The sequence below is a fragment of the Sphingobacterium bambusae genome, from assembly GCF_033955345.1.
Classification (GTDB): Bacteria; Bacteroidota; Bacteroidia; order Sphingobacteriales; family Sphingobacteriaceae; genus Sphingobacterium; species Sphingobacterium bambusae.
On sequence record NZ_CP138332.1, the window covers coordinates 4,976,583 to 4,995,089 of the forward strand.

At 44.5% G+C, this 18,507-nt stretch carries 16 protein-coding genes; 11 read left to right on the forward strand and 5 right to left on the reverse strand.

Features of this window, described 5'->3' with window-relative positions:
* Positions 1 to 85: 85 nt before the first annotated feature.
* Positions 86 to 280, reverse strand: coding sequence for a cold-shock protein (locus tag SCB77_RS20625; RefSeq protein WP_037502086.1), 195 nt, complete (start codon positions 278 to 280; stop codon positions 86 to 88).
* A gap of 185 nt (positions 281 to 465) precedes the next feature.
* Between SCB77_RS20625 and SCB77_RS20630 the strand changes: the two genes are divergently transcribed.
* The gene (locus SCB77_RS20630) at positions 466 to 927 is read left to right on the forward strand and encodes a hypothetical protein (protein ID WP_320183890.1); all 462 of its coding nucleotides are present in this window, start codon (positions 466 to 468) and stop codon (positions 925 to 927) included.
* An 80-nt stretch (positions 928 to 1,007) separates the two neighbouring features.
* Positions 1,008 to 1,934 (forward strand): sensor histidine kinase, encoded by a 927-nt coding sequence (locus SCB77_RS20635; RefSeq protein WP_320183891.1) that lies wholly within the window; start codon positions 1,008 to 1,010, stop codon positions 1,932 to 1,934.
* Between the two features lie 119 nt (positions 1,935 to 2,053).
* Here the strand turns inward: SCB77_RS20635 and SCB77_RS20640 are convergent, their stop codons facing one another.
* Positions 2,054 to 2,302 (reverse strand): hypothetical protein, encoded by a 249-nt coding sequence (locus SCB77_RS20640; RefSeq protein WP_320183892.1) that lies wholly within the window; start codon positions 2,300 to 2,302, stop codon positions 2,054 to 2,056.
* A gap of 589 nt (positions 2,303 to 2,891) precedes the next feature.
* Between SCB77_RS20640 and SCB77_RS20645 the strand changes: the two genes are divergently transcribed.
* Positions 2,892 to 4,295, forward strand: coding sequence for a sulfatase (locus SCB77_RS20645; protein ID WP_320183893.1), 1,404 nt, complete (start codon positions 2,892 to 2,894; stop codon positions 4,293 to 4,295).
* 67 nt (positions 4,296 to 4,362) lie between these two features.
* On the opposite strand, the gene SCB77_RS20650 is transcribed toward SCB77_RS20645, so the two are convergent.
* The 3 genes from SCB77_RS20650 to SCB77_RS20660 all read right to left on the reverse strand — a co-directional run bounded on the left by SCB77_RS20650 (position 4,363) and on the right by SCB77_RS20660 (position 7,135).
* Entirely contained in the window at positions 4,363 to 5,475 is a 1,113-nt protein-coding gene (locus tag SCB77_RS20650) for an aldo/keto reductase (protein WP_320183894.1), read from the reverse strand.
* A gap of 117 nt (positions 5,476 to 5,592) precedes the next feature.
* Positions 5,593 to 6,690 carry a GAF domain-containing protein gene (locus SCB77_RS20655; RefSeq protein ID WP_320183895.1) on the reverse strand — a complete coding sequence of 366 codons (1,098 nt, stop codon included), beginning with the start codon at positions 6,688 to 6,690 and terminating at the stop codon, positions 5,593 to 5,595.
* Positions 6,691 to 6,742: 52 nt separating this feature from the next.
* Complete coding sequence (locus SCB77_RS20660; protein WP_320183896.1) at positions 6,743 to 7,135, reverse strand: response regulator; 393 nt, start codon at positions 7,133 to 7,135, stop codon at positions 6,743 to 6,745.
* Positions 7,136 to 7,713: 578 nt separating this feature from the next.
* On the opposite strand from SCB77_RS20660, the gene SCB77_RS20665 reads away from it, so the two are divergent.
* From SCB77_RS20665 to SCB77_RS20700, 8 genes are all read left to right on the forward strand, one after another.
* Positions 7,714 to 9,216 carry an ankyrin repeat domain-containing protein gene (locus tag SCB77_RS20665; protein WP_320183897.1) on the forward strand — a complete coding sequence of 501 codons (1,503 nt, stop codon included), beginning with the start codon at positions 7,714 to 7,716 and terminating at the stop codon, positions 9,214 to 9,216.
* Between the two features lie 4 nt (positions 9,217 to 9,220).
* Entirely contained in the window at positions 9,221 to 9,706 is a 486-nt protein-coding gene (locus SCB77_RS20670) for a DUF2271 domain-containing protein (protein WP_320183898.1), read from the forward strand.
* A gap of 9 nt (positions 9,707 to 9,715) precedes the next feature.
* Positions 9,716 to 11,917 (forward strand): PepSY domain-containing protein, encoded by a 2,202-nt coding sequence (locus SCB77_RS20675; protein WP_320183899.1) that lies wholly within the window; start codon positions 9,716 to 9,718, stop codon positions 11,915 to 11,917.
* Positions 11,918 to 11,951: 34 nt separating this feature from the next.
* On the forward strand, positions 11,952 to 12,911 hold the full coding sequence (locus SCB77_RS20680; RefSeq protein ID WP_320183900.1) for an FAD:protein FMN transferase: 960 nt from the start codon (positions 11,952 to 11,954) through the stop codon (positions 12,909 to 12,911).
* A gap of 226 nt (positions 12,912 to 13,137) precedes the next feature.
* Entirely contained in the window at positions 13,138 to 13,950 is an 813-nt protein-coding gene (locus SCB77_RS20685) for a hypothetical protein (RefSeq protein WP_320183901.1), read from the forward strand.
* 29 nt (positions 13,951 to 13,979) lie between these two features.
* Positions 13,980 to 15,053, forward strand: a complete 1,074-nt coding sequence (locus SCB77_RS20690; protein ID WP_320183902.1) for an Rv1355c family protein — start codon at positions 13,980 to 13,982, stop codon at positions 15,051 to 15,053.
* 61 nt (positions 15,054 to 15,114) lie between these two features.
* Entirely contained in the window at positions 15,115 to 17,274 is a 2,160-nt protein-coding gene (locus tag SCB77_RS20695; protein WP_320183903.1) for a sensor histidine kinase, read from the forward strand.
* 76 nt (positions 17,275 to 17,350) lie between these two features.
* Positions 17,351 to 18,436, forward strand: a complete 1,086-nt coding sequence (locus SCB77_RS20700) for a sensor histidine kinase (protein ID WP_320183904.1) — start codon at positions 17,351 to 17,353, stop codon at positions 18,434 to 18,436.
* Positions 18,437 to 18,507: the final 71 nt, after the last annotated feature.

The window sequence follows — 18,507 nt, forward strand, 5'->3', positions numbered from 1 at the left end:
AAGACAGCCGTCTCCTGCGTTCGTTAATACCTACACAAGAGACGGCTGCGTGCTGGATGCCGGTTGTTACCGACGGAATAAAACGTTATCTTACTACACGTACATTTTTTGCGTTGATCCCTTTTTTGCCTTCTTCGGTTTCATATTCGACAGTGTCGTTCTCCCGAATATTTCCCAATAAACCGGTAGAATGTACGAAAATGTCTTTGCCTCCATTAGATGGCGTAATAAAACCGAATCCTTTTGTTTCGTTAAAAAACTTTACTTTTCCTTGTTGCATGTTTTTAAAATTTGTAAATGATCATTCTGTGCTCATGCAAGATGCATGAAATGATTTTGGTAACAATTTCTATACCAAATAAATGACTTTTAATAAGTATTTTGTTTTTCATTTTATGCGTGGTATCCAAGGGGCATGGTCTCAAATTCTACAAAACATTCCGTACAAATGTTTGTTTTTTTTATATGGAATGGAAAGAAAGGTTATGGGGCTATAATGCTGTAGATGGATTCTATGAAAGCCCACAGAAATTTAATTTTGAGTTCAGTCCAGAGAGACTACTCGTGCGCAACCAAGCACTACGCAATGCTGATCGAAGTCTATATCGGAATTTTTTATTGGAAAACTATCCTTTTCACCAGAGGCAGGAGATGGAGAAGTTTGATCGAGTGGCCAATAACCTGCGTAGACTATCGGCATTTGAAGCTTTGCGCTACATTGATGATCGGCAAGTGAATGTTCTTTGTGCAGATCTCGATTTCCATGAGGAGTATGCCATATTTAGGGCGATGCATGTTGAAGAGGCAGAGCTGGCAACATTCAAAAATGCGGTTGATCACGAGTTGTTAGAAAATTATGTGATGCCCGAGCAGCTCTTAAGTCGACCCTACGTTTGGATCGATATGTCGAGTTTGCCCAAGCAATAACTGGTTTATCACCGGATATTATTTTTTAAAAACTTTTTTTGTCGTAAATTCGTGACTTATTCTTTTACCGAGTTTATGAAATGAAAGAAAATCAAGTTATTTACCTGCTGTTGGGAGCTGTGCTGTTGAGCAAGGTTATTATAGGATTTCTGATTGTACATCTTTTACGCCGAAAGCGTGAGTTAAAAAAAGAACGAACGAAGTTATGTGCATCTAATGAACAGTTAGAGGACCACATTGCAAAAATCGAAGAGCAACAGAAGGAACTTTTAGCTGCGGAAAATTTCAAACTCAAAATCTTGTCCTTAGCCTCCCACGATCTTCGTACCCCTTTTCAAGAACTATCCATGCTACTGGAATACGTAGATGTGCTCCAATTGGATGAAGCGTCCCTTAAAGAGGTTACATCCAGTGTGAAAGGGCAGGTAGGCGTTTCCAAGGCCTTGCTGGACAATGTATTGGTATGGACTGCCGGGCAGTTACGTGGCAACGAATATACCAAAGTCACATTTTCCTTGAAAGAGCAAGTAGACCAGGCGATCAGTCTTTTTGCTACGCAGAGCAAAAAGAAAGGGTTACATATCGAACAGCATATCGATTCATCGCAGGCTATCCAAGGTAATGTGGATATTTTCAACTTTGTGTTACGCAACTTGCTGAGCAATGCCATCAAGTATTCTGATATCGGCGGAACGGTAGAGATCGGCTTGCTAGGCGATAAAGAAGGTATGCTTCGTTTTTTTGTGCGTGATTTTGGATCGGGTATGGATGTCGCTGTGTTACAACGTTTGCAAAAGGGCGAGTTAATGGAAAGCAAAAAGGGTACGGAGAATGAAAAGGGGATGGGACTCGGGTTATCGCTGTGTCAAGATCTTATTGCTCGCGTAGGCTGGTCTATGGATATCCGTCGTGAAGAAAGAGGAAGTTGTTTTAGTTTGCTACTGCCTTTGGAAGATGCTAAAGAAGCTCCAAAAACTGGCAACGAATTGTTTTACAGGAATAACTAGCACGAATATCAAAATGAGTAACGTGCCATTAGGTACTTAAAGGCGCTATGGCGCATATGTTATTCTGGCGATGCGTATTCACTTTTTGTTTTCTTAAAGCGATGCGCATGCTTTTTTTGTTAATGTTTATTACGCAGGAAAATACGGATGAAGTAGACTAATCCGATAATAGATAGTAGATTGAAAATAAATATAAAACCCAATAGATAGATGAAAGAAGAAGGGGCGTATAAGTAATAAAGCACCAATAGTGCAATGATGCTTATCGACGAGAAAATACCAATTTTAAAGTATTTTTTCTGCTGTGCAATGCGACCGGATAGACGTAATTTGCGTTCGCTTCTGCTTTCAATTGTTATTGCTTCCACTGTTTTCACGCTGCGTGTTTCATGCTTGGTTTACGAATACTTATTTAATTTGATTATTGTTCAATCATCGGAACGTCAAAAATACTGGCAAAGAATATGCCGCTTTTTGATAAAAATCGTTACCACTGTGTAATTTAAGTAGAAATTCGCAGCGTACCAAGTGAAATATCGTTTTTCTACGTATACACTTGATTTTCAATAAGCAGTCATATTGATTTTTGTCAACTACTTTCTGTTGTATTGTAAGTAAATATCCCTTCTCGATGAAGCAAATAAAAGGTTTTTATAAAAGACTAGTAATTTAGTAGTTTATTTATTTTGTTGATGTTTGAACATTGCTTAGTTTTGAAAAATACCAATACATACTAACATGCTTCTATTTTTACGTCAATTAAGCCATCGGATTTGGGTGCGATCGTTCTTTTCAACAGTACCGGCGTTAGTTCTTCTCGTACCAAGGGTCATTTCATCAAAAAGTGAATCCTATCTATGTACCAAGAATCTCGTTTTGTTGTTTGCTATACTGTTAGGGGTGATGCAAGGGAACGTTTTTGCGCAAGAAAACGATGAGCATAGTACGAAAAAGCCAATGAACATTCTGTTTTTGGTGTCGGATGACATGCGTACGGAGCTTCATGCTTATGGTGTTCAGCGAGCAAAGACACCAAATCTAGATCAGTTGGCAAAAGATGGGGTGCTGTTTGAACGGGCGTACTGCCAATACCCGTTGTGCGGACCGTCTCGAGCCTCTTTGCTCAGCGGAAGACGGCCAACGACAAGCGGTTTGTATGGCAATAGGGAGTGGTTTGGCGCCAGTTTCCCAGATTGGGTAAGCTTACCCAAATATTTTAAGCAACAGGGATACCTTACCCTTCGTACAGGCAAAATCTTTCATGGTGGTATCGATGATACCGAGGCATGGGTAGAAGGTGGAGAGCAACGTTTGCATCAAAATCCTATTTCCGTGGAAGGTCCGGGATCTGTGGGCGTTGAAGAATTTTATCGAGGAATTTGGAACAATATGCCTAAGGTAGCCCCAGGTGCCAACCCGCAGGTAAAGCCCGATCGCTGGGAGGCTGTTCCCGATGAGCAGGCGCTATCCCTTGGCGATACCAAGGTTGCTGATCAGGCTATCGCCTATATTCGATCCAGCAAAGATGCCGATAAGCCATTTTTTATAGCCTGTGGCTTTTCAAAGCCGCACGCACCATTGATTGCGCCAAAGCGTTTTTTTGATCTCTATAATCAAGATGATATACAATTGCCTCCGAATTTTGCATCACTCCCCTCCATTCCTTATGGATTTCCCGCCGGATCAATTCGCCCGCGCAATGCGGATCTTTTTGTCAACCGTTCGGCATCGGTAGAGGAGGCTCGCGCCATGACTTTGGCTTACCTGGCCTGTGTAAGTTATGTAGATTGGAATGTAGGGCGTGTTCTACAGGAGTTGGAAGACCAAGGGCTACGGGAAAACACCATTATTGTTTTTTGGAGTGATCACGGTTATCAACTGGGCGAGCGCGGCAAATGGTCAAAAGCAGGGTCATTATGGGAGCAAGGAACTAGGGTGCCGTTTCTCCTTGTTGATCCGCGCGCACAAGGCAATGGACAATCGTCTCCGCGCGTCGTGGAGCTATTGGATATTTATCCCACGCTGGCCGAACTTTGCGGATTGCCTCAGCCGGAAGGTGTTGAAGGCTTGAGTTTGGCGCCGCTGCTAGCAGATCCCCGTTCTTCTTGGGATCGACCGGCCTACACGGTTTGGAATGAACATGGTAAAGGCATTACCGGGGTGGCCGTGCGCACCGAGAAATGGCGTTATGCGCAGTTTTTTGGCATTGGCGAAGGCGCGTTCTTAACGGATGCTGAAAACGATCCGCATGAACTCGTTAATTTGGTCGCTGATCCGCGATATGCGGAGGTGGTGCGGCATTTACGAGCGCTTGCTGAGGCCTATGTGGCTGGCAAGACGGAAAGATCAGCGGCGCCGTAGGGATCGTTGTCGATCGATCCCTACGCTGTGTTGTGCCCGGTGCTGCTGTGCGATAGTACCAAAGGAATTATTGACCGGTTTGTGTCGCTGATATACCGGTGTATCGATCACCGACTATTTTTATAGCCGATAGGGCTGCGGTAAGCTGTTCCAGTTCACTAGGGTCAAAGCTATAGTCGGCGGCCGCAAGGTTTTCGTGTAGATGCGCCGCTTTTGTTGTGCCCGGTATAGGGACAATAAAAGTTTTTTTAGCCAGTAGCCAGGCTAGTGCCACCTGTGCCGCGGTGAGCCCGCGTTGGTCGCCAAAATCTTTCAAGATCTCTATTAGGGGCCAATTTGCTATAACCGCTTCTTTTTGGTAGCGGGGTAGTGACGGCCGATTGTCGTTCGCCGCATTATATTTCGTGCGTTCATGGAGATAGCCCGAGAGCATTCCGCGACTAAGCGGCGAGTAGGGTACGAAACCGATGCCCAACTCTTCACATGTGTTAAGAACATGTTGTTCTGGTGAGCGGGTCATTAACGAATATTCACTTTGCAGTGCCGTTAGCGGTTGTATCGCGTGTGCTTTGCGCACTTGTGCAGCGCTTGCTTCGCTCATTCCAAAATGTTTTACCTTGCCCTCCTTTATCAGATCGCTCACCGTGCCAGCGACCTCCTCCAAGGGAACCTGTGGATCTACGCGATGTTGATACAAGAGGTCTATATAATCGGTGCGCAGATGCTTGAGTGAATTTTCCACGACCTGTCGAATACGTTCGGGGCGACTATCCAGTCCTTCGCTTGGAATACCATTTTTGAATCCAAATTTTGTTGCTATGATTATCTCTTTGCGGAAGGGTGCCAGTGCTTCGCCAACCAACTGCTCATTTATGATGGGACCATAAGCTTCCGCGGTATCAAAAAGTGTAACGCCCATGTCTTTCGCTTTTCTTAACAAGCTGATCATGGCGCCTCGATCCGGCACGAAACTGCGGTGGTAGCTCATGCCCATGCAACCTAATCCTAATGAAGATACCTTTAGGGCTTGCTTTCCCGATCCCAAAACTCGGCTCGCGGATCCATCGGTTTTGGATTGTGTACTTCCGTTTGATGCGAAGGCCGTCGATGTGAAAGATAGTAGTGAAGGGACACCTAGCGCGGCCGTTTTTAGAAAATCTCGTCGATTGTTACTGTTCATACGATTGCTGTTTTTAGTTCTACATCGTTTTGTTAAAAACAAAGTTCAGCAATTCCAAATCTGTCGTTGGTGTATGGATTACGGTTTTAGCTACCACTTTTACCGAAATCGTGTTGATTAATGCTTATTGAAGTCGGTTAGGTTGACGATATTTTTGATTTTTTCGTCCAGTTCTCTGGTGCTCAATTTAAGCATGGCTATTTCTTCGGGCATATCCTTGCCAAATTTTTCACCAAGGTATTCGGCAATGCCCAAAATAGAGGATACGGGCCTGCGTAGCTCGTGAGATTGGTAGAAGGTTACCCTGCGCAAATGTTCATTTTGCTCAGTCAATCGCGCATCCTGTTTCACTTTTTGTGTAACGTCCAGCGCATTGCAAGATACACCAATAATATTGTCTTCAGGATCTAGGGCCGGCTCAAAATAAACGAGCCAATAAAGATGAGTTTTTTCGCTTTTAGAATCCACATGCACCACGCTAGGTTCGCCTTTTAGCGCGAGTTTGTAGCTTTGCATTAATTCCAGAGCACTGTGTTTCTGTATGTATCTTCGTACGTCATCGCCTTCTTTTGGGTCTTCCGCACAGTTTTCAAAAACAAGGTCTGCGAATATGGTGTTGTAGCTTAATATTCGGAAATTTGTATCTAATAGGAGATGAAGGACAAGTTTACTGTTAAAAAAGGACTTTAATCGTATCTGCGAAAGACGCACATCTTCCAGTTTCTCTTTGAGAAGCATAATACTCGCTTGCAGTTCAAACAATTGCACGATTTGTTTGGCCAGGATGCTTAACATCGATAGCTGCGTCTCGGAGAGGGTAAGGCAATGGTCACTCAATACACATAGCGTTCCCACCTTATGTTCATCGTGGGTCAATAAGGGAACGTTTACGTAAGACCGTATAAAGGGGGCGCCCAAAACATAGGGGTTGTTGAGTAGTTTTGGTTCTTGCCAAGTATCTTGTACAATAAAAGGACGTTGGCCAACGATCGGTATATCGGAAAAGGCCTCATGCCAATAGTTGTTCTCTGGCGTGATGCCCCAATTGTAATGAAAATGGGGAGCAACGGTATCTAATATGGTGATCGAGGCAATCTGTGCAGAACATACTTCAGCGGCGAGTTGCACCAAATCGCGTACTTCTTTTTCATTTTCGAATTGTATACTGAGAAAACGGTCCAGCGCTCGAAGTCTTTTTATCTCCCTTAATGGCATAGTTGTTTACTCGGTTGGTAGCGGTTTGTGTTGTTGATTTCGTGCATAAAACTTAGGAACTTCCGAATGCATTTTCGAAAATTCGCTTAAAATTACTAATACTTAAGGGTTTTTTTAAATAATCTTTGACGAGTTTCTTTCCTAAACTACGATCGCGATCACTTTCGGCTGTAGAGGAGCTCACCATGTAGACGTGACTGTTGTCAAATATATTCATTTTCTCCATCTCATCAATCAGTTGCCATCCATCGATCAGCGGCATATTAATGTCTACCAAGATTAAGCTTGGAATATCTTCCTGCGTTAAAGAATCTGCACCAAAATAGGTAAGTGCTTCTTGCCCGTTGCTGAAAAACAAAAGCTTGGCATCGCTAGAACAGTGCGTAAAATATGTTCTGCACAAAAACTGAAAAACTGGATCATCATCAACAACACTTATCAACATACGCAAACAATATATTTGTTTAGTTAAACACGTAAAACTTCCTCATAATTTAATTTACGCCCCAATTATACGAAAAAATGATTAGAACAAATGGTATTAGGCGACTTTATTTGATAGCTAAATGTTGCACATTGTGTACCATGGGGTTAGAAGCTCTACATTTTATAACATTATTGGCAGGACTTTGTTTTCAATCGATTGCGTAAATTGGATTACATTTCGATTTTGCTAAGAAAACGGCAGTTTTATAGTTTGTTTATCAAAAAAAGCGTTATATACAATATGCATGAATTTCAAGATTTGTTTTTAGCGTTAAATTATTAAAGGTCTTGTTTTTTGTTGCTGGACAAACAGGATTTATTCTTTTGTAAAAGAACACCTGCTCATCTACCGTTGCTGTGCATACTGTGCTGTGTCCTGTTCTATATAAAGACGCAACCTGCTGATTTGGAAATGATAAATACGGAAAAATTAGCTAAGATTAGGGAATAAAACCAAAAGCTCCACCTGCTTTCGGACGATATTTTATTATATTTGCTCTTAATTTAGATTTAATATAAATAATTAACTATCGATATATGATAAAGAAGTTTATTCTATCAGCCTTGTTACTGGCTTCGTTATCGGGGAAAGCACAGAACAGCACCTTGTTGACTGCCGATTTTTGGAAATCAAACCCAACACTTGTACAGGTTAAAGCAGAGATCGAGAAGGGCAACAGTCCTTCGACGCCGAATGCGGCATCCTTTGATCCGGTCACTATGGCGATCATGAATAAGGCTTCAAATGATGTCATTAAGTTTTTGATCGAGCAGGATGGTAACAGTGTGACCAAAAAAACACACCACAGTAGAAGCTATTTACATTGGGCGGCATCCAGTGGCAATTTAGAGTTGGTTCAGTATCTTATCGAGAAAGGTTCTGACGTCCATTACCAAGATAGTCATGGTGATGCTATTACAGCCTACGCCGCTTCATCGGGTAACAAAAATACCGCGATATTCGATGCTTTGTTTAAGGCAGGGGTTGATCCAAAGCAAACTTACAGCGATGGTGCAACACTTTTAATGCTCGCTGTAGCAACGGATAAGGATTTGAGCATCAGTGATTACTTCGTATCCAAGGGCTTATCCCTTGATGCCAAAGATGCGCTTGGACGTACTGCAGCAGATTATGCTGCGAAATTGGGGGATACGGCCTTGATGGAGAAATTGGCAACAAGAGGAGTGAAGCCTACAAATCAAGCGTTGTTTTTCGCAACACAGGGTTCACGTCAATCAAGCAACGGTCTGGAAACCTATAAATACTTGGTGGAAACCTTGAAATTGGACCCCAAAGCAACTAATAAAGATGGAGCAACTATCCTACACGCTTTGGTCCGTCGTCCAAATATGGAGATCGTCAACTATTTTATCGGTAAAGGTGTTGACCTCAGTAAAGCAGACCGGGAAGGCAATACGATCCTGATCAATGCTGCCGCTGGACACGATGCTAAACTTGTTGAGCTTTTACTTAGCAAAGATAAGCAGGTTAATGCGCGCAATGAAAAAGGAGAATCGGCATTGACGAAAGCAGTGGCCAATGGCTCTTCGGAAGTTGTCGCACTGTTACTGAAAAATGGTGCTGATGTTAAAGTTTTGGATAAGGATGATAACAACTTGGCTTACTACTGGTTTAGCTCTTTCCGTGAAGCCGGTGCTGGCGGCGGCCCGCGTGGTCCTCAAGCTACTGGGAATGACTTCGAAGAAAAATTAGCCATCTTAAAGCAAAATGGCCTATCGGTAACCGAAGCACAGAAAAATGGAAGCTCTTTATTTCATGTGGCGGTAGCCAAGGAAAATATCAACTTGATCAAGAAAGCTTCGGAGCTTGGTGCAGATGTAAATGCACAAGACAGTGAAGGCACTACCGCTTTACATAAAGCTGCACTTATTGCCAAAGATGATACCATGCTGAAAGCACTACTTGCTTGCGGTGCTAAAAAGGAGCTGAAAACAGAGTTCGATGAAACGGCTTATGATTTAGCCAAAGACAACGAGTTTTTGACCAGTAACCAAGTTTCTGTTGATTTTCTAAAATAACATAATGAATAAAACATTGCGATTTTTAATGATCATCACGGCGTTCGTGCTGTTGAGTAACGTAAGCTATGCGCAGTCGAGCAAATACAAGTGTATGATTCAAATGAATAGTTATGAAGGAGAGGCAGCCTATGTGGTGATCTCTTTGATTAGCCCTAATGGAGCCTACGAGAAGACATTGTCAGTCTTGGGTCCTGATAAACAATGGTACAATACCCTTAAAGAATGGTATAAGTTTCAGACCAAAACAGGCGAGAAGCTCAGTGCAGTCACTGGCGCCTCTGTTGGCGGTGGCGATCGCGCCGTACGGACTATTGCCATCGATGATGCTAAATTGAACAAGGGCTACAAGCTACGCTTTGAATCAGCTGTAGAAGAGAAGAAATATCATGTACAAGATGTAGAGATACCGTTGACTAGCGACGCGGTCACGGAGCGTGCTGTCGGCAAAGGCTATATCCGTTTTGTAAAGCTTAGTAAGGTTCAGTAACAGCTAGGCATGACATTATCGCTATGGAGGTATGCGCATTTAGCCTTAGCAATCATATCTTCACTTTTTTTGTGCCTGCTGTCTATCACAGGGGTGATCCTAGCGGTGGATGCCGTGGTCGAGAAAACCCCAGGATACCGGGTTGAAAATTTTGATACATTAAACCTCGCGCAGGTCGTCCCACGATTGCGCGAGGTTTATCCCGATATTATTGAGCTAGTTGTTGATCACAACGGCTTTGTTCGCATCGATGCGCTGGATGAAGAGGGCAACTCGGTCAATGGGTTTGTCGATCCTAATACAGGGAAGATCCTCGGATACGTGAAACCCAAAAGTGCATTCATACAGTGGGTCACAGCCTTGCATCGTTCCCTTTTTCTGCATGAAACTGGGCGGGTTATTGTCGGTATAACCTCTTTTCTGCTGCTACTCATCACCTGCAGCGGATTTGTATTGATCGTTAAGCGGCAACAGGGGCTTCGGCAATTCTTCGCCAAGATCAATAAAGATAGTTTTTCCCAGTATTTTCATGTGACCACGGGTCGATGGAGCTTATTGCCGCTTTTACTGATTTCCATAACGGGCACCTACTTGTTTATGGCGCGGATGGATTTTTTTTCGCGGGATGCCTTCACCGTGGAAAGCGAGTCCGCCGCCAAGGCCTCGGCAGAAGAGCTGCCCTTAGATAGATTTCTTGTTTTTAAGAACACCGGGCTGGCCGATCTCGAGAAATTGGAGTTCCCCTTTATGGAGGGCGATCCCGAGGAGTTTTTTGTGCTGAAGCACCGAAAAGGCGAGCAAAAGATAAATCAGCTGACGGGGGAGGTGTTCTCGGAGACAAGAAGCCCCTATAGTGTTGTCTTGGAGAAGTTAAGCCTTGACCTGCATACCGGGCGGATCAGCATATGGCTTGCCGTGTTGCTGGGCTTAGCCTCGCTCAACATCCTCTTTTTTATCTACACCGGTTTTGCTATCACCTATAGGCGCACCCGCACAAGGATCAAGAATGTGTATAAAGCCGAGCAGGCCGATATTGTGCTGCTGGTAGGTTCGGAAAATGGCAGTACGCTATTTTTTGCAAACCAAGTGCATAAACAGTTGCTGCAGGATGGTAAGCGTGCTTTCCTGGCCGAGATGAATGCATATCGCGTTTTTCCGCAGGCAGAGCAGCTGCTGCTATTCACCGCGACTTTCGGTATGGGCGATGCGCCAACAAATGCCCACAAGTTTTTGTCTTTGCTCGCTGCTCATCCCCAGCAGCATCCTATTCAATTTTCCGTCGTTGGCTTTGGTTCGCGCTCCTACAGCAATTTCTGCGGATACGCCAAGCAGGTCGATACAGTGCTTGCAGAGCAGGTCTGGGCTGAACGGCAACTCCCTTTATATTGCGTTAACGACCGCTCGCCGGATGAATTCGTACGTTGGGTGCATGCTTGGTCGGCAGAGAATTTGCTCGCTTTGGCCACCGCGCCAACGCTGTATAGCCCTAAGATTTTGGGTTTAAAAACGTTGAAGGTAATCGATAAAACGGAGGTGAGTACGGATAATCTGACCTTTAAAATTAGTTTGAAAGTACGCGCACGTACGAGCTTCCAATCTGGAGATCTCTTGGCTATCTATCCAACAAACGATTCCGTAGAGCGCTTTTACTCCATTGGTAAGCGCAACGGGCATGTGCAGCTGATGGTCAAATTACATGAACAGGGGCTTGGATCCAGTTACCTATATCGCCTTCAGGTTGGTGATGAGATACGAGCACGGCTGATGGCCAACCCTCATTTTCATTTTCCCAAAAAGGCTAGAAAAGTTTTGATGATTGCTAATGGAACGGGTATAGCGCCGTTCTTAGGAATGATCAGCAGCAACGCTTCGCACACAGCTATTCATCTGTATGCCGGTTTTAGGTATAAAAATTCTTTATCGGATCAGTATCAGCAATTTGCAGATGAAGCAATCGCTAAAGGGCGCTTGCAATCCTTTGATATGGCATTTTCCAGAGAGGAACCTGCACAATATGTAATGGATCTTATCCGTCGAGATGCCGATTTTGTGGTAGATCTATTGCGCGGTCAGGGCGTTTTGATGATTTGTGGAGCATTGGCTATGCAAAAAGACGTAGAAGATCTTATTGATCAGGTGATCTCCGTGAGGGGGGGACAGTCTTTGGCGCATTACAAAGAAAATGGGCAAGTACTAACGGATTGTTATTGATATGGAGGCGGTGAAAAGCGTGTGTAGGTTAGCTATGTTGCTATCGATCGCCATCTGCTTGATGGGCTTACCCTTTAAACTTGACGCACAAGTCACCGTAAAAAGAGGAATGACCTTGATGGGCTCGCGCTTTGAGGTTACCGTCATCGAGCGCGATAGCGTATGGGCAAATATGTATATAGACAGTGCGGTATCGGAGATAAGGCGCATCGAGAACCTTATTTCGGAATGGCAGCCCCATACGCAAGTCTCGGCCGTCAATCGAGCGGCTGGCATTAAACCGGTGCGCGTAGATCGCGAAGTATTTGCGCTTACACAGCGTGCTTTAGCATTTTCTCGCTTATCTGATGGTGCCTTCGATATCAGCATTGCCGCGTTGGATCGCATTTGGCGCTTTGACGGAAGCATGGACGAACTGCCTACGCCCGAGGCCGTGCAGCGGTCGATTGCCCATGTCGGTTATCAGGATATTGTCTTGGATAGCGTGGCGTCCAGCATTTACTTGGCGCGTTCGGGAATGAAAATAGGATTCGGCTCCATAGGCAAGGGCTATGCGGCAGATCGAGGACGTGATCTGCTGAAGCGCTTAGGTGTTCAAGGCGGAATTGTCAATGCCTCCGGCGATCTGTCTACTTGGGGTACCCAGCTTAATGGGCAGCCCTGGCGGGTCGGCATCAACAATCCGCTTAAAGCGCATAAAATGATTGCCGTGCTGCAGATGAAGGAGGAATCTGTCGCCACCTCTGGTAGTTATGAAAAGTACGTGGAGTTTGGTGGTAAACGCTATGCGCATATCATCAACCCCAAAACCGGATTTCCTGCTTCGGGGCTTATTAGCGTGACGGTTTACGGTCCTTCCGCCGAGTTTGCCAATGGCCTAAGTACGTCCATGATGGTCTTGGGTGCTCGTGAAGGAGCAAAGCTCTTACGCCGGTTTCCGGCCTATAAAGCGGTGTGGATGAGTGATGGGGGACGCGTGAGAAGAATTCGTTAACTGAATTTTTATCGCTTCGGTTCCGTCTGCTGGAAAAATGCCAACCATGGCTTGTTTGTTGATGGTGAAATAGTTAGCCTCGTTTCCGCTATAACGTTTAGTTAGGCGCTTAATGATCCTTGTAAAAAAGACCTCGACGTAGTCAAATTATCCTCTCCTACAGTTAAGATGTTTAGTTTTTATTGATTAGATTTGTTGTTCAATCAGGTACTAAATAACCATTTCTGTGGCATTACTATTTAAAGATGGCCGTCCAGTGGTGAGGTTGAGAGCGTTTCGCGCTATTGATGATCCAGCAACTTGTGAGCGTTTTATTGAAGGACATGCTCGCGTATTAACTGCGATAGGTGTAAAGAAAGTGACTTCGTCTAAGGACGAATGGATGTTTAACCCGGCGGCCTTTGTGTTGATCGTTGAATCCCTCGACGGAGAGAATGTATATGGCGGCGCTCGGGTTCATGTTGCTGGAGGCACGCAACCACTACCGATCGAAGAAGCAACCGGTAACATGGATTCTAAAATATTCGATCTGGTTTGGGCTTATGCACGGCAGGGAACGGGTGAAGTCTGTGGGCTTTGGAACTCTCGGGAAATAGCAGGATACGGTGTGGGCAGTATCTTTTTAACGAGGGCGGCTGTAGCCATATCTACGCAGATTGGCCTGAAGTCTTTGTTCGCCCTCTGCGCTCCCTACACAGTAGCGATGGCCCAAAGCGTTGGCTACCAGCTAGAAACAAGCGTAGGTAACAATGGAACCTTTTATTACCCCAAATTAGATCTTTTAGCCACTACACTAATCCTTCAGGATGTCAAAGAACTCTCTTCGGCAAATGATGAAGAGCGTGATGCTATATTCCAGATCAGAAAGCAGGTGAACTTGACTACCGTGGAGAAATTACGGAAAAGGGAGATTGAGATCGAGTACAAATTGGAACTGCCGTTTATGGATAGTTGGGATTTGGAGGCCGTTATTGCCAAACTGCAAGGTAACTTGCCGCGAACAAATGTGGACGATAGCAACGGGATCAACCTTTTTTAATAAACCTTGTCTTAGACATGTCTATACCTATGGAACATACTTATCGACCGGAATTTTTATTCTTGAGCAATCCTGCCGATCAAGCCCGTTTTGATTCGTTGCTAGCAGATCAACCTCATATAACGCTGTTTGATACCTTGGAATCGCAGCTTAGGGAATTGGTCAAGGTGCTACGGCCCACAGAGAATCCCAGTGACGCGGAATTTGCTACCTACATTACAGAACATCTAAACGGAACTTCTTTATCCAGCTACGGCGTTTGGGTATATTACCCCTGGAGCAATAGGCTGGTGCATACCTTGGCAGAAGAAGAGTTTGTCCGCGTTCGTACCAATCGAAACCAAAACAAGATTACACAAGCAGAGCAAGATACCCTATCACATAAGGTCGTTGGCATTATCGGCTTGTCTGTTGGGCAATCCATAGCCTTAACCATGGCCATGGAGCGTGCCTGTGGGACATTAAGGCTTGCCGATTTCGATACGGTAGAGCTTAGCAATTTAAATCGCATTAGAACCGGGATTCACAACTTAGATATCCCCAAAACGGTGATCGCTGCTCGTGAGATTGCAGAGATCGATCCCTTTATTCAGGTAGAGCTTTTTAATTCCGGATTGACAGCGGAAAACATGGATACTTTTCTGTTGGAAAACGGCCGGTTGGATATACTTGTCGAAGTGTGCGATGGTCTGGAGATTAAATTGAAAAGCCGGGTAGCAGCTCGTAAACAGGGCATCCCGGTACTTATGGAAACGAACGACCGCTGTATGGTTGATATCGAACGTTTTGATATCGAGCCTGATCGAGCCATTCTACATGGCCTAGTACCTCAAGAGGATATCGACAAAGTGAGCAGCTTGTCAGGGCAGGAGCGCTTGGCGCTTATCTTGAAGTTGGTAGATGCCGAACAGCTTTCAGCAAGGATGAAACAGTCTTTTGCTGAGGTGGGCAAGACATTGCGCTCTTGGCCGCAGCTAGCTTCCTCCGTTGTCTTAGGTGGTGGCATCGCAACGGAAGTAGCACGCCGCATCATGTTGGGCGAAGATATTCCATCTGGCAGGCGCTACTTCGATGTGGACTTGATTTTGCCGCAAATTGTTTAAAAAAGGAAATTGGTTTCCAAGAAATGAGGAGTACCTTAGGTTTGTCTTGAGAAAAAGGGTTATGGTATTTAGGCTAGTTTTTATTGCTTTTCTGTTTTGTGGTACACTGTTTCATGCGGCGGCACAGCCTACGATCAGTATTACGTCCCAGCAGGTTATTAGTTATTTTGGGCGGGAGGTCTCTGTTTTTCAGGATTCCAGCAATAATTTGACCTTAGATGGAGCCATCGCGAAGGATTTGCTGTTTAAACCATCGCGCACAATGGTGCCAAATTTTGGGGTGAGCGAATTCAATAACTGGATAAAGTTTAACCTAGTCAACCAGTCTGATGAAGAGCACCTCGTGCTCAATGTCAGCAATCCCGTTATCGATGAAATTACCTTGTACACTGTGCGTGGTGCAGCGCGTGATAGTGCGGTTGTCCATCTTTCCGATTCCTTGGGAAAACGAAGGTTTGAGCATCAGTTTTACACCTTCGACCTTTCGCTAAAAAAGGGCGAGTCGGCTACCTGTTACCTCAAAGTGGTTAGTAGCAAGCAGGTGTTGGTGCCCATGAGCTTGTCCGACGAGAAATCCGTGGTAGGCGAGATTTCCAGATTTGACTTTCGATCGGGTATTTACGTAGGTATTATGCTGACGATGTTGTTGTACAACTTGTTTCTGTATTTTTCTGCAGGCGATAAGCACTATTTAGTTTATGTACATTATATCTTCTGGGTAGCTGTAGCTCAGGTTGCTATTTTAGGTTACCTCAATCGTTTCTTCCCAGATACTATTTTGGCCAGCCGACATTTGATTACCTTCGCTGGGGCCATGTCGGGTATTGCTTCCGTAATTTTTGTAAAGTCGTTCCTGAATGTAAAGGCTTACGCACCCAAACTCTTGAAATGGTTGAATCTGGTCATTTTAGGGGATGTCATCGCCCTATTGTTCTTGTTGTTTGATAAAGCGGTCATCAGCTACAATATGGTGAATTTTGTAGCCGCATCAGGTTCGCTTATTGTGTTGTTAACCGGTCTGTTGACCTACAAGAATGGAAATAAGTCTGCCACACTATTTTTGATTGCTTGGGGAATATTTTTAGGTAGCGTAATCATTTATGTGCTGAAGGATTACGGTATTGTGCCCTACAATTTGTGGACGGCGCACATCGTTCAGATTGGGGCTTCCTTGGAAGCGCTCTTGCTTTCCTTTGCATTGGGGGATAAGATCAACCTATATCGAAAAGAAAAAGACGCCTCGCAGGCGCGTGAATTGGCTGCTTCTTTGGAAAATGAGCGGTTGATACGCGAGCAGAATACCATGTTGGAGTTGAAGGTTGTCGAGCGCACCCGTGCGTTGACGAGCTCCAATGAATCTTTGCATGATGCCTTACGGAATTTGAAGGAAGCGCAGTCGCAGCTTGTCGAAGCAGAGAAGATGGCCTCTTTGGGTCAGCTTACCGCAGGTGTCGCGCACGAGATCAATAACCCGATTAATTTTGTGACGTCGAATGTGGCACCCTTAAAGCGTGATATCAACATGCTGTGGGAGACATTGTATGAAATTGAGAAATTGGCTTTTGACGAACAGATCTCACTGACCGATAAGAAAGATCGTATCGAAACATTCAAACAAGAGATGGATGTCGACTACCTGAAGACGGAAATCGAGTTCTTATTAAAAGGTATGCATGACGGCGCTCACCGAACCGCCGAGATTGTTAAAAGTCTGCGTATATTCTCTCGCGTCGATGAGGATACCGTTAAATTCGCTGATATCAACGAGGGGCTCGAGTCTACACTGGTTATCCTAAGTAGCTTGGTACGCGATGGAATTACCGTAGAGACCATATACGGCGATATTCCAAAAGTAGAATGCCATGCTGGAAAGCTGAATCAGGTGTTCTTAAATGTGCTCACCAACGCCGTGTATGCCATCAACGATAAGTTCAAAAATAATGGTGGTGGTACCTTGCATATTGAAACCGGTATTCACGAAGATGAGAAGTACGTCTTTATCCGTATTGTCGATAATGGGGTCGGTATTCCAGAGGAAATTCGGGAAAAGATTTTTGAACCATTTTTCACGACCAAGGATGTCGGCGAGGGCACTGGTCTCGGGATGTCGATCGCTTACAATACCATTGCTAAGCACCACGGCCGCATTATTGTCGATTCCACATTGGGTGAAGGAACTTCTTTTACATTGGTGATCCCTATAGAGCAGAATATTTTATAAAAGGCTCCCTAAACCACGTAAATATGATTAACTTCGTGTATCGCTTGCCAGACTAACATTTTAGCGTTATTCGATTATGCAAAATAAGCTACAGATACTTTACATAGATGATGAGGTCAATAACCTAGTTGGATTTAAAGCTAACTTTAGATACCAGTATGAGGTACACATCGCATCGAGCACCAAGGAAGCCGAAGAGATTTTGGCAGCCAATCCGCACATACGTATTATCTTTTGTGATCAACGTATGCCGGATGAATTGGGGGTAAATTTTCTGCAGCGCATAAAAAAGGACTATCCGCGTCCTATTCGTATTTTGTTGACGGCTTATGCCGATATGGAAACGGTTGTCGATGCGGTCAATAAAGGGCACATCTTTCGCTTTGTGCGCAAGCCTTGGATGGAGGAGGAGATTATCACTTCGATCGAAGAAGCCGATAAATTCTATGTGGCTAACTCCTTGCTGGACATCCAAAATGAACAGTTGACAAAGGCATATGATGAGTTGGACAAGTTTGCCTATAGTGTGAGCCACGATCTGCGTGATCCGCTATCCGGCGTGTTGTCTGCCGTGAAATTGGCGCTGCAGTTTGATCAAGTAGAGCATATTCATGAGTTGTTGCGCCTTATGGTCGATTCCTTGACGAAGCTCGATGCCTATATTGATAGCCTACGGGATTACTATCTTTTACGCCGCGGAGATTTAACGCTTTCGGATATCAATTTCGAACAGTTGTTTGAAGATATTAGTGAATTCTACAAGGTGTCCACACGCAGTGGTACTGTTGTTTTAAACACGCATGTTGATCAGTATACGCTATTTCGTAGCGATAAGGTGGTGCTGGAACTTATCCTGCACAATCTGTTGTCCAATGCGTTCAAATATCAGCGTCAGGAGCATCAAGATAAAAAGATTGATCTTGCCGTTAAAGTCGCCAATGGCGAAGCCAAAATTACCGTGCGTGATACAGGAATAGGAATTCCCAAAGAACATATCGACGATATCTTTACTTTGTTTTTCCGAGCCAGTGATCAGGCGCAAGGTATGGGCTTTGGTTTGTATAATGTGCAAAGTGCGTTGCTTAAACTTCAAGGTACCATATCGGTCGAGTCGGAGTTGGGAGAAGGGACGACTTTCACCGTGGTGGTTCCGGCCAAATAGTAGCTATAACAAAAGGGCGTTTTTCAAAAAAAGACGCCCTTTTGTTATACGTTAAAAGTATTTTGTTTAGA